Origin of the sequence: Methanoculleus nereidis (assembly GCF_032944295.1) — an archaeon.
In the GTDB taxonomy this organism is placed as follows: domain Archaea; phylum Halobacteriota; class Methanomicrobia; order Methanomicrobiales; family Methanoculleaceae; genus Methanoculleus; species Methanoculleus nereidis.
Genome location: NZ_JABFFQ010000001.1, coordinates 448,632 through 461,568, shown reverse-complemented (window position 1 = coordinate 461,568; position 12,937 = coordinate 448,632). Strand labels below are relative to the sequence as shown.

13 protein-coding genes are annotated in these 12,937 nt (G+C 62.3%); 9 read left to right on the top strand and 4 right to left on the bottom strand.

Annotated features, from left to right (window positions below):
- Positions 1-46: 46 nt before the first annotated feature.
- Positions 47-1,375 (bottom strand): type I glutamate--ammonia ligase, encoded by a 1,329-nt coding sequence (glnA, locus tag HL657_RS02565; RefSeq protein WP_317295270.1) that lies wholly within the window; start codon positions 1,373-1,375, stop codon positions 47-49.
- A 104-nt stretch (positions 1,376-1,479) separates the two neighbouring features.
- Between glnA and HL657_RS02560 the strand changes: the two genes are divergently transcribed.
- The 8 genes from HL657_RS02560 (at position 1,480) to HL657_RS02525 (ending at position 8,746) form a co-directional block, all read left to right on the top strand.
- Positions 1,480-2,532 carry a class II glutamine amidotransferase domain-containing protein gene (locus HL657_RS02560; RefSeq protein WP_317295269.1) on the top strand — a complete coding sequence of 351 codons (1,053 nt, stop codon included), beginning with the start codon at positions 1,480-1,482 and terminating at the stop codon, positions 2,530-2,532.
- On the top strand, positions 2,529-4,046 hold the full coding sequence (locus tag HL657_RS02555) for a glutamate synthase-related protein (RefSeq protein ID WP_317295268.1): 1,518 nt from the start codon (positions 2,529-2,531) through the stop codon (positions 4,044-4,046). The genes HL657_RS02560 and HL657_RS02555 overlap by 4 nt, the downstream gene beginning before the upstream one ends.
- Positions 4,047-4,051: 5 nt before the next feature.
- Positions 4,052-4,789, top strand: coding sequence for a GltB/FmdC/FwdC-like GXGXG domain-containing protein (locus HL657_RS02550; RefSeq protein WP_317295267.1), 738 nt, complete (start codon positions 4,052-4,054; stop codon positions 4,787-4,789).
- A 5-nt stretch (positions 4,790-4,794) separates the two neighbouring features.
- Entirely contained in the window at positions 4,795-5,814 is a 1,020-nt protein-coding gene (locus HL657_RS02545; RefSeq protein WP_317295266.1) for a Coenzyme F420 hydrogenase/dehydrogenase, beta subunit C-terminal domain, read from the top strand.
- Positions 5,815-6,168: 354 nt separating this feature from the next.
- Complete coding sequence (locus HL657_RS02540; protein ID WP_317295265.1) at positions 6,169-6,663, top strand: class I SAM-dependent methyltransferase; 495 nt, start codon at positions 6,169-6,171, stop codon at positions 6,661-6,663.
- 37 nt (positions 6,664-6,700) lie between these two features.
- Positions 6,701-6,961 (top strand): AbrB/MazE/SpoVT family DNA-binding domain-containing protein, encoded by a 261-nt coding sequence (locus HL657_RS02535; protein ID WP_317295264.1) that lies wholly within the window; start codon positions 6,701-6,703, stop codon positions 6,959-6,961.
- A 49-nt stretch (positions 6,962-7,010) separates the two neighbouring features.
- Positions 7,011-7,994 (top strand): ATP-binding cassette domain-containing protein, encoded by a 984-nt coding sequence (locus HL657_RS02530; RefSeq protein ID WP_317295263.1) that lies wholly within the window; start codon positions 7,011-7,013, stop codon positions 7,992-7,994.
- Between the two features lie 2 nt (positions 7,995-7,996).
- Positions 7,997-8,746, top strand: coding sequence for an ABC transporter permease (locus HL657_RS02525; RefSeq protein WP_317295262.1), 750 nt, complete (start codon positions 7,997-7,999; stop codon positions 8,744-8,746).
- Positions 8,747-8,792: 46 nt separating this feature from the next.
- On the opposite strand, the gene HL657_RS02520 is transcribed toward HL657_RS02525, so the two are convergent.
- The gene (locus HL657_RS02520) at positions 8,793-9,020 is read right to left on the bottom strand and encodes a hypothetical protein (protein ID WP_317295261.1); all 228 of its coding nucleotides are present in this window, start codon (positions 9,018-9,020) and stop codon (positions 8,793-8,795) included.
- Positions 9,021-9,480: 460 nt separating this feature from the next.
- Here HL657_RS02520 and HL657_RS02515 point away from each other — a divergent pair, with 460 nt between their 5' ends.
- Positions 9,481-10,875 carry a sensor histidine kinase gene (locus HL657_RS02515; protein WP_317295260.1) on the top strand — a complete coding sequence of 465 codons (1,395 nt, stop codon included), beginning with the start codon at positions 9,481-9,483 and terminating at the stop codon, positions 10,873-10,875.
- A 29-nt stretch (positions 10,876-10,904) separates the two neighbouring features.
- Here HL657_RS02515 and cca read toward each other — a convergent pair whose 3' ends face one another.
- Both cca and thpR read right to left on the bottom strand, forming a co-directional pair.
- Positions 10,905-12,278, bottom strand: coding sequence for a CCA tRNA nucleotidyltransferase (gene cca / locus HL657_RS02510; RefSeq protein WP_317295259.1), 1,374 nt, complete (start codon positions 12,276-12,278; stop codon positions 10,905-10,907).
- Complete coding sequence (gene thpR / locus HL657_RS02505) at positions 12,275-12,814, bottom strand: RNA 2',3'-cyclic phosphodiesterase (protein ID WP_317295258.1); 540 nt, start codon at positions 12,812-12,814, stop codon at positions 12,275-12,277. The genes cca and thpR overlap by 4 nt, the downstream gene beginning before the upstream one ends.
- Between the last annotated feature and the right edge of the window lie 123 nt (positions 12,815-12,937).

The window sequence follows — 12,937 nt, the reverse complement described above, 5'->3', positions numbered from 1 at the left end:
TTTTACACCACAAAGAGGCGGCAGCAATCCGCCCAGAAAAAAGAGTTCAGTAGGTCGCCAGGTACCGGTCGAGTTCCCAGGGGTGGACAGCCGTCCGGTAGGCGTCCCACTCGGCTTCGGCAACGCTCGTGAGCGCCTCGACGACGTGGGGGCCGAATGCACTGCAGATGAGGTCGTCGGCGAGCAGGGCCTGGTTCGCCTCGTAAAGGTCTCCGGGCAGCGTCTCGATCCCGGCGCCTTTCCGCTCCTCGACGGACATATGGTAGATATTTGTATCGACGCCCACCGGCGGCTCGATCCTCTCCCGGACGCCCTCCATCCCGGCGGTGAGCATCGCGGCGAAGGCGAGGTAGGGGTTGCAGGTCGGGTCGGGGCTGCGGAACTCGACCCGGGTGCTGTTGCCGCGGGGCGACGGAACCCGGACCAGGGCGGAACGGTTGCCGGCGCTCCAGCTGACGTAGCAGGGCGCTTCATAGCCCGGGACGAGCCGTTTGTAGGAGTTGACCGTCGGGTTCGCAACCCGGGTGATCGCCTTTGCGTGTTTGAGCAGCCCGCCGATGAAGTGCATGCAGGTCCTGGAGAGCTGGAGCGGCGCTTCGGGGTCGTAGAACGCGTTCTTATCGTTCTTCGCGAGCGAGCAGTTGGTGTGCATTCCGCTCCCGCAGATGCCGTAGATGGGCTTTGCCATGAAGGATGCGTGCAGGCCGCGCATCAGCGCAATCGTCTTCGCGGCGAACTTGAAGGAGATGACGTTGTCGGCCGTGTGGAGCGCGTCGCTGTACTTGAAGTCGATCTCGTGCTGGCTCTCGGCGACCTCGTGGTGCGACGCTTCGATCTCGAACCCCATCTCGGTGAGCGCGAGGATGATCTCGCGCCGGACGTCTTCCGCAAGATCGGTCGGCGCGAGGTCGAAGTAGCCGCCGACGTCCTGGAACTGCGTGGTCGGCCGCCCCTCGTGCATCCGGAAGAGGAAGAACTCCAGTTCCGGGCCGGTGTTGAAGACGTAGCCGTCCTTCGCGGCGTCCTCCATCGCCCTCCGGAGCACGTAGCGCGGGTCGCCTTCGAACGGTTTGCCGCTGGCCTTGTAGACATCGCAGACGAAACGCGCCTCCGCGTAGTCCCCGGACCTCCATGGCAGGAGGGTGTAGGTGGAGAGGTCGGGTTTGAGCACCATATCGGACTCCTCGATCCGGACGAACCCCTCGATCGACGACCCGTCGAACCCGATGCCGCTGGTCAGTGCCTTCTCAGCCTGTTTCACCGGAATCGCGACGTTCTTGGGCATACCCAGGAGGTCGGTGAACTGCAGGCGGAGGAATCGGACATTATCCAGTTCGATACGCTCGAGCATTGCAGAAGTGGCATCACGGGACATGTGGAAGTCTACTTCTATCCGATGAAATAAATACCTATTGACACAAATATTCCCGGGCAGAGTTCTAGAAAACGGCAGTAGAACATTATCTCACCGAGGTTACCATGTGCGGCATTTTTGGTGTAATGGATAAGAGGCGCCAGATGATGGATGGTTCCGGAATCCGGCAGGCCCTCTCCATGATGAATGAGCGCGGCAGCGGCGAGGGGGCGGGGTACGTAGCCTACGGCATCTACCCCGACTACCGGGACTGCTATGCGCTTCATGTCTTCTTTGACAATACTTGCGAAAGCAAAAAAGTTGTCGACGCGACGCTGGAGCAGTGGGGAACGATCGAACATGACGAGGCGATCCCTACGTACGACCAGCCGAATCTCCGGGTAAACTGCACCCCCTGGCGCTACTTCTTCAAGCCCGACGCCTCCCTCGCTCCGGGAAGCGCATCGGCGGAGAAGGACATCGTCACAAATCTTGTGATGCAGATCAACGCCGCGTCGAACGGCGCCCAGGTTGTCTCGTCCGGCAAGAACGTCGGCGCCTTCAAGGCCAACGGCTGGCCCGAGGACGTGGCGGACTACTTCCGGATCGAGGACTACGAGGGCTACATCTGGCTCGCGCACAACCGGTATGCAACGAGCAACCCGGAGAAGTGGGAGCGGCCCGACCCGTTCAACCTGCACGACTGGAGTGTCGTGGAGAACGGTAAGATCACCACCTACGGGACCAACCGGCGCTACGTCGAGAGTTTCGGGTACACCTGCTCGATGTCCACCGACAGCGAGGTCATCACCTACTTAATCGACCTTCTGACGCGCAAGCACGGTCTTGGGATCGACCTCGCCATCCAGGCGTTCGCCCCACCTTACTGGGAGGAGATCGACCGAATGCCCGAAGCCGAGCAGAAACTGAACCGCGCACTCCGGTTCGCCTACGGCTCTGCGACGATGAACGGGCCGTTCACCGTCGTGGCTGCGAACCCCGACATGATGGTCGGGTTCACCGACCGGGGCAAGCTCCGGCCGATGGTCGTCGGCGAATGCGGCAACCGCCTCTACATCGCAAGCGAAGAGACGGCGATCCGGGCGATGGAGCCCGGGATCGAGTCAATCACGCGGCCTGCTGCGGGTGAGCCGGTGATCGGGAGGGTTGCTCCATGAGCAGCAACTTCGGCAGCATGCCGCTCCGCTACCGGATCACGATCGACCGCGAGCAGTGCATGGAGTGCGGACGGTGCATCGAGAACTGTTCCTACGGTGTCTTCCGGCGGGACGGCGACAGGATCCTGATCAACTCCCGAAACTGCACCGCATGTCACCGGTGCATTGCCTACTGCCCCCGGGATGCCATCATGCTCGAGGAGCAGCCCTGCGACTACCGGAGCCATCCGGTGTGGACCCGGACGGTTCGGGAGTCGATCTATAATCAGGCCCGGACCGGCAAGATCATCCTCGCTGGCATGGGCAGCGTCGCGAACCTCCCGATCATCTTCGACCACCTGATGCTGGACGCCTGCCAGGTCACCACACCTCCGACCGACCCGCTCCGCGAGCCCGTTGAGATCCGGACCTACCTCGGCAAGAAGCCGTCGAAGCTGGATCTCCGGCAGAAGCCGAACGGTGACGTCGAGCTCGCCACGGAACTCGCCCCGAACCTCATGATCGAGACGCCGATCCTCCTCGGTCACATGAGTTTCGGTGCAATCAGCCTGAACGCCCACCTCTCGATGGCCCGCGCGGCACAGGAGGTCGGCACCTTCATGGGCACCGGGGAAGGCGGCCTGCACCCGGCTCTCTATCCCTACCAGGACCGGATGATCGTCCAGGTCGCCTCCGGGCGGTTCGGTGTGAACATCGATTACCTTGAGCGCGGCGCCGCGATCGAGCTCAAACTCGGCCAGGGTGCAAAACCGGGCATCGGTGGACACCTCCCGGGAGAGAAGGTCAGCAAGGACGTCTCCAGGACACGGATGATCCCCGAAGGAAGCGACGCGATCAGCCCTGCACCGCACCACGACATCTACGGCATCGAGGACCTCCCCCAGCTCGTCCGGTCTGTCAGAGAAGCGACGGGGTGGAAGAAACCGATCTTTGCGAAGATTGCGGCCGTCAACAACAACGCTGAGAACGTGGCGGCCGTCGCCCGTTCCGGGGTGGACGCCATCGCCATCGACGGGTTCCGCGGCGGGACCGGCGCAGCACCGCGGGTCTTCCGCGACCATGTCGGCATCCCGATCGAGGTTGCCATCGCGACCGCCGACAGGGAGCTTCGCAGGCAGGGGCTCAGAAACGAGGTCTCTCTCATCGCCTGCGGCAGCATCCGGGAGAGCGCAGACGTCATGAAGTCGATCGCCCTCGGCGCTGATGCGGTCTACATCGCAACCGCAGCCCTCGCAGCGATGGGCTGCCGGGTCTGCGGGAACTGTTACCAGGGCCTCTGCCCCTGGGGTATCGCCACCCAGCGCCCGGACCTCGTCGAGCGCTTAAACCCTGACGTGGCATCGAAACAGATCGCGAACCTGATTCACGCATGGACGCTTGAGATGACCGAACTGATAGGCGCGGCCGGCATCAACAGCATTGAGAGCCTGCGGGGCAACCGCGACCGGCTCCGGGGTTACATGCTGGATGAGGGCCTCCTCGAAATTCTCGACGTCAAATCGGTGGGAGCGTGAGCATAATGGCAAAACAGGTCACGATCGATGCGAAGGGAGTGCATTACACCCCCTTAAACCAGCAGATCCGGAAGGCTATCGAGGACGGGGCCGACGAGATCGTCGTCAACAACGTCCTCGGGCAGCGGTTCATCGGCGACGGTCTCCGCGGAAACGCCACCATCCGGGTTAACGGTGTCGCCGGCGGAGATCTCGCTATGTTCATGAGCGGGCCGACCGTCATCGTCAACGGCAACGCGGAGCACGCGCCCGGCAACACAATGGATTCCGGGAAAGTGGTGATCCATGGAAGCGCCGGCGATGCGGTGGCGCACAGCATGCGGGGCGGCAAGGTCTTTGTCCACGGGGATATCGGCTACCGTGGCGGGATCCACATGAAGCAGTATGAGACGCAGCGCCCCATACTGGTCATCGGAGGATCCGCCCAGATGTTCCTTGGCGAGTACATGGCGGGCGGCCTCCTGATTGTTCTGGGTCTCAACGGAGCCATGAAGGCCCGCGAGATCGGGAGCGGGATTCACGGCGGTGAGATCGTCATCCGCGGGGACGTGGACGACGCCTGCCTCGCTGCAGGGGCAAAGAAGGTGCCGCTCACAGACGAGGACAGGGCACGGATCGCCCCGGTTATCCGGGAGTTTGCAGGCGACTTCGGGCTTGATCCGGAACCATTGATCAACGCGGACTACACCCGGATCGTTCCTGCGAGCGCAAGGCCCTTTGCCGGGAAGTATACGTGGGAGTGATAGGCATGGAGATGAAGACTTATAAAGACCTGGAGGCCGAGATCTGGGACACTGAACTCTGCTCCGGGTGCGGGGCGTGCGTGGCGGTCTGCCCGGCGGATGCCCTCCGGTTCGAGCCGGGGAACACCGACACACCGGTGAACATCGGCTACTGCAAGGCCGAGAACGACTGCGTGCCCTGTGGGGCATGCTACGCGGCCTGTCCGCGGGTCGACCTCGCGGCGCAAGGGAAGATGCTCGGGTCGTATCAGGATATCGTTGCGGCCCGGTCGGTATTCACCGTTGAGCGGAAACAGAGCGGCGGTGCGGTGACGGCAATCCTCGTGAACGCTCTCGATGAGGGGCTGATCGACGCGGTCGTCACCGTGACGAGAGATCCCTGGACGATGAAGCCGTCCTCAGCGGTGATTACCTCCTCGGAGGAGCTCGTCCAGCACGCCGGGAGCCGCTACTCCTGGTGGGTGCCGCTTCTGGCTTCCCTGAAGGAGGCCGTGGTCACCCGGAAGTACCGGCACATCGCGGTCGTGGGCGTGCCCTGTGTGGCGCGGGCAACCCAGGCGATCCGGGCGAGCGACCATGAACTCCTCCGGCCCTACGCGAAGGCGATCCGGCTCGTGATCGGCCTCTTCTGCACGGAGACCTTCGACTACGCGAAACTGGTCGAGGGGAAACTGCAGTCCGACAAGCACATCGAGCCCTGGGAGATCCGTCACCTGGACATCAAGGGAAAACTGGATGTCTACCTGCAGGACGAGCGGCACCTCTCCATCCCGCTCGCTGAGCTGGAGGAATCTGTCCGGCCCGGGTGCCGGGTCTGCACCGACTTTACGGCGGTGAACGCGGACGTCTCGGCGGGTGCCGTCGGGTCACCGGACGGCTACACGACGCTCGTCATCCGTAACGACATCGGGAGAGGGTTCGTCGACCGCGCGGTCTGGCAGGGAAAACTTGCGACCGGCAGTGCCGTCGACCTCCCTGCCATCGAGCGCCTGGCCGAGAGAAAGGCACAGCGCCGGCAGGAATAACACTTTTTTTTAGCGCTGCCCGGAGCCCCGGGCATTTCATGCTTCTGAAACGGTTTCATCGGGTGTAGTACCGGGCAACGCGTTTTCAGACCGGCCTGACCCGTAAAGCAGACGGCCTCCCCACTTACTCTCATCGCAACGCTCGGGGCCGGAGGAGGAGACGCAGCCGGGAGGGAGATCTACGTAGTATGTTTAATCATATATGTTTGAAAAATATGAATTACATGAGAACGTTGCACCAGATCCACAAAGGCACCCTGGAGCCTGCACGGGGAGGAAAGAGCCCGCATGATCAAAACAGGGCATGAAACCGCAGAACGCGCAGACAGGATGCCGGGTTTCTACTTCCGGTTGATGTCATGCACCATACATATCAGGGACCGCTTCAGGCCTCCGGCGAGGCTGCTTGATGAGGTCGGGATCCAGGAAGGCATGACCGTCGTTGACTACGGCTGCGGGCCGGGAAGCTATATCAAAAAGGCCTCCGGGCTCGTCGGTGCGACCGGCACCGTCTATGCGGTGGATGTCCACGAGCTCGCTGTCGGATCCGTTTCACGGAGGGCCCGGAAAGAAGGGCTTACAAATGTCGTTCCCATCCTTGCGAAGGGCTACGACTCGACCCTCCCCGACGCGGCTGCAGACCTCGTCTATGCCCTTGACATGTTCCATATGGTCGAGGACCAGAAGGCGTTCCTCGCGGAACTCCACCGGATTGCAAAACCGAACGGCACCCTGATCCTCGACGAAGGGCACCAGTCCCGGGAGAAGACGCGCCGGGCACTTCAGGCATCGGCGGTATGGACAATAGAGGAGGAGACAGGGGAATACCTGCGGTGCCGGCCGCGATAGGCCGGCGGCCGAGAATACACGATAAGTGAGTAGAATTATGTTCCACGATCACCACCGCTGCCACGACCATGGCGGCAAAAAACACATCTTCGGGACGGTCAAGGTGGGCGAACGCGGCCAGATCGTCATCCCGAAAGAAGCGCGGGAGACCTTCGATATCAAACCCGGTGACACGCTGATGGTCCTTGGCGACGAGGGGCGCGGAATCGCCATCGTCAAAGCGGATAAATTCCGTCGGATAGCAGAGGAGATGCTCCGGATCTTCGATACAGTGCCGGAGGAGCCGCCTGAGGATTGAACGAGGTGCTCGAATGCATACGAATCCTCCATACCAGGGAACCATACCCATGCCGGCTATAGACGCGCGGAACCTGACGAAATCCTTCGATAGCCTCGTCGCTGTCGACGGCATCTCGTTTACCATCGAACGCGGCGAGATCTTCGGGCTCCTCGGCCCGAACGGAGCGGGGAAGACGACGACCATCTCCATGCTCTCGACGATGCAGAAGCCCACCTCGGGCACGGCGACGGTCAACGGCCACGATGTCGTGACACGGGAAGACGATGTTCGCAAGTCCATCGGGATCGTCTTTCAGGACCAGAGCCTGGATGAAGAGCTGACGGCATACGAAAACATGGACTTTCACGGCCGCCTTTACCGGATCGGCACAGAGGAGCGCCGGCGGCGTATCGGCGAACTCCTGACCCTTGTCAGCCTTGCTGACCGGAAAGACGACCTCGTCAAGACCTACTCAGGCGGCATGCGGCGCCGGCTCGAGATCGCCCGGGGACTGCTCCACGAGCCGAAAGTGCTCTTCCTGGACGAGCCCACCCTCGGTCTCGACCCGCAGACCCGAAACCACCTCTGGGAGTACATTGCACGGTTAAACGACGAGAAAGGCATCACCATCATCCTCACCACCCACTACATGGAGGAGGCCGACCGGCTCTGTGACAGGGTGGCGATCATCGACCGTGGAGCAATCATCGCGCTCGACACCGCGGAGAACCTGAAACATTCCATCGGCGGCGACGTCGTCACCATAACCTCGCCCGACCCCGATAAAATCGCCGAGATCCTGACCGCCCCGTGGGTCTCCGGGATCGAGCGGCACGACGGCTCGGTGACGGTCCGCCTGCAGGAAGCCGACCGGCACATCCCCGGGATCGTGACCGCCATCCACCAGAGCAGCATCGGCATCACCTCCCTCTCGGTGAGGAAACCGACGCTCGAGGACGTCTTCCTGCACTATACGGGGAGAACGATCCGGGACGAGGGGGCAGACGGCAAAGAGACGATACGCATGTCCCAGCGGGCAAGGAGGCGGTAAGGGTGGATATCGTCTACACCATCTGGCTGCGGAACGTCAAGCGCTACCTGCGGTCGAAGAGCAGGATCGCCGGCAGCCTTGGGATGCCGCTCTTCTTCATGCTGGTACTTGGATTCGGGCTGAACTCAATCGTCCGGATTCCCGGCATGGAAGAAGGCTACCTGGAATTCATCATCCCCGGCATCGTGGCGATGAGCGTCCTCTTCACCTCGGTCTTTTCGGGGATCCAGATCATCTGGGACAAACAGTTCGGGTTTTTGAAAGAGACGCTCGTCGCCCCGGTCTCGCGGCTCGAGATCATGATCGGCCAGACGCTCGGCGGTGCAACGACGGCGGTTATCCAGGGGCTGATCCTGATGGTGTTTGCGCTCTTCATCGGGCTCAAGCCGGCCGGCATCGCCGGATTCCTGGTCGCCATCGGGTTCATGGCGCTGATCGGCGTGACCTTCACCGCGTTCGGGATCGCCATCGCATCGAGGATGGAGGATATGCACGGCTTCCAGCTCATCATGAACTTCGTGATCTTTCCCATCTTCGGACTCTCGGGAGCGCTCTTCCCCATTGCCAGCCTGCCCGACTGGATCCGGCCCCTGACGCTCGCCGACCCCCTGACCTACGGCGTCGAAGGGATCCGCTACGGCCTCTCGGGCACCGCCCAGATTCATCCGCTCGCGAGCCTCGCTGTTATGGCCGGCTGCGCCGTGCTCATGACCGTCATCGGGGCGTACCTCTTCCGGAAGATCCGGATGTGAGTTGTGGGCAGCGGGAGGGGACCCCACTCGAAGACCTTCGGTCTTCTCATGCTCTGGTTCTACGAACCGTCGCACCCCGCACGGCCTGTCCGGCCGCATACCCGATCCCGACCGCGATGATCGGGATGGTGAGGTAACGAAGGCCGATCTCTGCCATGTAGGTGCCGGCGTCCATCCCCGAGAGGGGCAGGAGGAAAGCGGCGCCGAGCGCCCAGTTGATCAGGAGCCATACGGCGCCGAGCAGGGCGCCCTCCCGGACGAAACGGTCCCGCACGCCCCTGAAGTAGACCAGAATGAGGACGGTCCCAAGCGCGGCCGAGAAGACGATCAGGAACGACTCGACCAGAAAGGTGTCAGAGAGCTGAACGCTCTCCGGCGAATAGAGAGACCGAGAGGAGGAGCCAGATGAGGAGACCCTATGCTGAAAAATAACCCTTCAACGTAATATACGGATCGGAAACGCACCGGGGTACCGGGCGGGCGCAACGGTTTTTCCGGGAGAGAGGTGTGAACACCTGCACGGTCGGGAAGATTTATTGTATCGTGGGGGAGAATGCAATCGGCAATCGGGCTGCTGCAGTTGCTCAGGCTCCGGCCGTTGTATGCGGAAACCGGCCGGCCAAAGAGAGTTTCCGACCGCTGGTTTCACCAGGCGCGGCATTGCACGAAACCCCCGCAGACCGGGGTTACCGTAGCATGCAGCAGATCCCGTCCCGCATCTGCCCGGGGTGCGTATGAGCAAGGAGTCCCAGCCAGTCAACCTCTACCTCACGCTTGGAAAGGTGGGCGTATTCGCATTCGTCCTGATGAGTGTCTACCAGTCCATGAAGGACTACTTCTACCCGAACATGACGCTCGCGGAATCGCACATGCATACCGTCCTCTTCACCACCCTGCTGGCCGTGACCGCCACTTACTTCGTCTTTCGCAAACAGCAGACTCTCCTTCTAATGCTGACCGCCGAAGCAAACGAGCGCAGGGTGACCGGGGAGGCCCTGCAAAAGAGCGAGGAGAAATTCCGCTCCATCGTGGAGATGGCAAACGAGGGTATCCTCCAGATAGACAGCCGTTATATGACCACCTACGCCAATCGCACCATGGCCGGCATGCTCGGTTATTCGGTCGAGGAGATGCTCAGACGGCCGTTAACCGACTTCCTGTTTACCGAAGAACTCGACGCGCACCGGAACCGCATGGTAGCAAGAGAGCAGGGCCTCGACGGCAGGTACGAGTGCCGGCTCAGGCACCGGGACGGCAGCGCGCGGTGGGTGCTGGTCTCCGCAACCGCCAGAAAGGATGAGGACGGCAGGTTCGCCGGATCCTTTGCCATGTACACCGACATCACCGAACGAAAGCAGACCGAAGAAGCGCTCCAGCGCCACACCGAAGACCTCGCCCGGCTCCACCAGCAACTCGACAGTGCGAACCGCGAGGCGAACCTCTACCTGGACATCCTCACGCACGACATCAAGAACACCGAGAATGTCGCGAACCTCTACACCGATCTGCTCATCGAGACCCTGGATGGCGATTCACGAACATACGTAGAGAAACTCCAGCGGAGCATCAAAAAGAGTATCGAGATCCTGGGTAACGTCTCGACGATCCGGCGGATCCACCAGCCGTCCGGCGGGCACAAGCGCGTGGACCTGGACGCGGTCATCCGCGATGAGATCGCGCAGTTCCCCGAAAACGCCATTCATTACGAGGCGGCCGAGCGCCAGGTGCTGGCCGACGACCTCCTCTCAGAAGTCTTTTCTAACCTCATCGGCAACGCCGTCAAGTTCGGCGGCCCCGGCGTTGAGATTACCGTCCGCGTGGAAGACGAAGACGGGTTCGTCCGGGTCTCGGTCGAGGATACCGGTCCGGGGGTCCCCGACGACCAGAAGCAGGAAATCTTCCACCGCTACGAGAAGAGGAGAAGGGGCGTCGGCGAAGGGCTCGGCCTCTTTCTCGTGCAGGTGCTCATCGAGCGGTATGGCGGCCGGATATGGGTGGAGGATCGTGTGCCGGGCCGGCCTGAGGAAGGGGCGGCGTTCCGGTTCACGCTGCAAAAAGCCGTCCAGGAAAAACCGGGGGTTCCAGCCGATGGCGACGCGCAGGGGTGCAGGGTTCCCCTGATCGGTTGAGAGATGCAGGGAGCCGGGCCGGCAGATCCCTACTTCCCTGTCATCCTTTTTACCCTCGCGAGCGGCGATGCGCGGTCAAGGAACCTCGAGACGAAGACGGCGAACTCCTCGTCCCAGCACTCCGCACCGGCCTTCACCGTCCAGCCCTGCTTCATCGAGCGGCGGACGTGCTTGCCGAGCGCGACGTCAAAGAGCGCCTTCGACCGCAGGAGGTCGACGGCCCGGGTGTACCGGCGCGGGAGTTCGACCACGTAGCGGCCGTCCTCCACGTAAGGGCCGGCGAAGACCTCCTCACGGACGTACTTCGCGAGGAACTTCTCGGCGTTCTCCCGTGCCGAGAGCGGCGGGCCGATATGCCGGCGCACCGCCGGGACGGTCTCAGCCATCAGCTCGAAGAGGAGCATGCACCGCTCATTTCCCATGCAGACGTCGATGCGATTCGCCGGAAACCCGCTCCTCTCAAAGAGTTCCCGGATCGAATCGGCGGACTTGCGGAGTTGGGGAACCACCGTGTCGGGCGTGTAGTCCGGCGTTGCGAGGATGAGTGCGAAGAGGTATGTCCCTCGCGCGGAGAGGAGACGGGCGAAGACCTCCCGGGTGAGCGGGGGCGAAGGAGGCCGGCAGAAGAACGCCTCCGACGGCTCCGCGAGGTAGCCGCGTGCGAGCTCCACGAACTCGAACATCCGCGAGAGCGAGAGCGCCGCCGCCACGTTCCTCTCGGGATCGACCGGGTCGATGACGACGAGCGGGTCCTCAAACCGCTTCGCCCCGTGTTCCTCGATATCGATCACCTCTCCCGGCTTCCAGCGGGCGGCGGCGCGAAGAAGCGCATGGAACCCCCCGTAGTAAATCGTCAGGATCTCGCAGAGGTAACCGGAGAACCCCTCGGTCATGTGGTCCGACCCGTAAACCCCGCCCGCCTTCGCGAACTGCTTGAAGAGGAGGACATCGTCGGCATAGTCGTTGATGTGCGCGAGGATGTAGCGGGTGTGGAACGGGGTGCGGTCCACAGCGCTCTTGATCTCAGTGGCGCTTGGTACGGCGTAGCAGGGGACGAGATCGATGTCGAGCGAGTTAATCGTCGCATTGACATAAGGGTGTTCCGCGTACTTCTCGCGCCAGGTCGCGCCGAACTCCTCTGCGATCCGGCGCGCCAGGGTCAGCCCCTGCTCCTGCAGCTCTTCCCGGGAGAGGGCGGGGTCGAAGAGCATGAAGACATCGAGGTCCCGGTCGCCCCGGACAAAGGTATCGCGGGCGACCGACCCCACCATCATCGCCTTCGCCTTTCCCGAACGCTCCACCGCCTCGATCAGTTGCTGCCCGATCGCCCGGATGTAGGTCCGCTCCTCAGGCGTGGGGCGGATCCTATTGAGCACCTCCTCCTCGCAGGGGCACCAGGTCACAGCGGGGCCTCCGCAAGGTCTTCATAGATCGAGCCACGGGGTGTCAGCGTGCTCTTCTTGAGCCTGATACTCTCCACCCGGCATGTCCCAAGCGGTTCGCGCGGCAGTGACGCCACCTGGAGGCACTGCGAGGGGTGGAACTCCTTCACCCGTGCAAGGGTCACGTGGGGTCGAAAGGGGCGGCTTTCCCGGCGAAATCCGAGCGGGAGAAGGAGATCGTCCACCTGCCGGGCAAGGGCGGCGCTCTCCCCCAGGTCCGTGACGTCGCACCAGATCACCCGCGGCCGCCGTGGCGGGTTGCAGACCGCATGCCCGATTGTCATCTCGAAAGGGTCGGCACTCACGGCCCGGAGAGCCTCGATGATCGGTTCGATCAGTGCCGGATCGACCTCCCCGAGAAACTTCACCGTGATGTGGAGGTTTGCGGGGTCAACGATAGAGAGCCTCCCACCAGACCGTTTCAGGATCTCCTGGGATTCACGGGCTCTCTCGCGGATCTCCTCCGGCAGCTCGATTGCAACGAACGTCCTGACCATATTACCGTACTATCGTGCCTCACCCTACAAAATGGTGATTGTCCTAGAGAGGCGCACCCGACGGAATATGGTAGAAAGAGAGTTCACGGCCGAATCTAAGATATTTCCTCGCTGTGATCCCCA

Excerpts from the sequence above, each read along its gene's own strand:
- glnA (WP_317295270.1), bottom strand. The coding sequence starts at position 1,375 with ATGTCCCGTGATGCCACTTCTGCAATGCTCGAGCGTATCGAACTGGAT.
- HL657_RS02560 (WP_317295269.1), top strand. The coding sequence starts at position 1,480 with ATGTGCGGCATTTTTGGTGTAATGGATAAGAGGCGCCAGATGATGGAT.
- HL657_RS02555 (WP_317295268.1), top strand. The coding sequence starts at position 2,529 with ATGAGCAGCAACTTCGGCAGCATGCCGCTCCGCTACCGGATCACGATC.
- HL657_RS02550 (WP_317295267.1), top strand. The coding sequence starts at position 4,052 with ATGGCAAAACAGGTCACGATCGATGCGAAGGGAGTGCATTACACCCCC.
- HL657_RS02545 (WP_317295266.1), top strand. The coding sequence starts at position 4,795 with ATGGAGATGAAGACTTATAAAGACCTGGAGGCCGAGATCTGGGACACT.
- HL657_RS02540 (WP_317295265.1), top strand. The coding sequence starts at position 6,169 with ATGTCATGCACCATACATATCAGGGACCGCTTCAGGCCTCCGGCGAGG.
- HL657_RS02535 (WP_317295264.1), top strand. The coding sequence starts at position 6,701 with ATGTTCCACGATCACCACCGCTGCCACGACCATGGCGGCAAAAAACAC.
- HL657_RS02530 (WP_317295263.1), top strand. The coding sequence starts at position 7,011 with ATGCCGGCTATAGACGCGCGGAACCTGACGAAATCCTTCGATAGCCTC.
- HL657_RS02515 (WP_317295260.1), top strand. The coding sequence starts at position 9,481 with ATGAGCAAGGAGTCCCAGCCAGTCAACCTCTACCTCACGCTTGGAAAG.
- thpR (WP_317295258.1), bottom strand. The coding sequence starts at position 12,814 with ATGGTCAGGACGTTCGTTGCAATCGAGCTGCCGGAGGAGATCCGCGAG.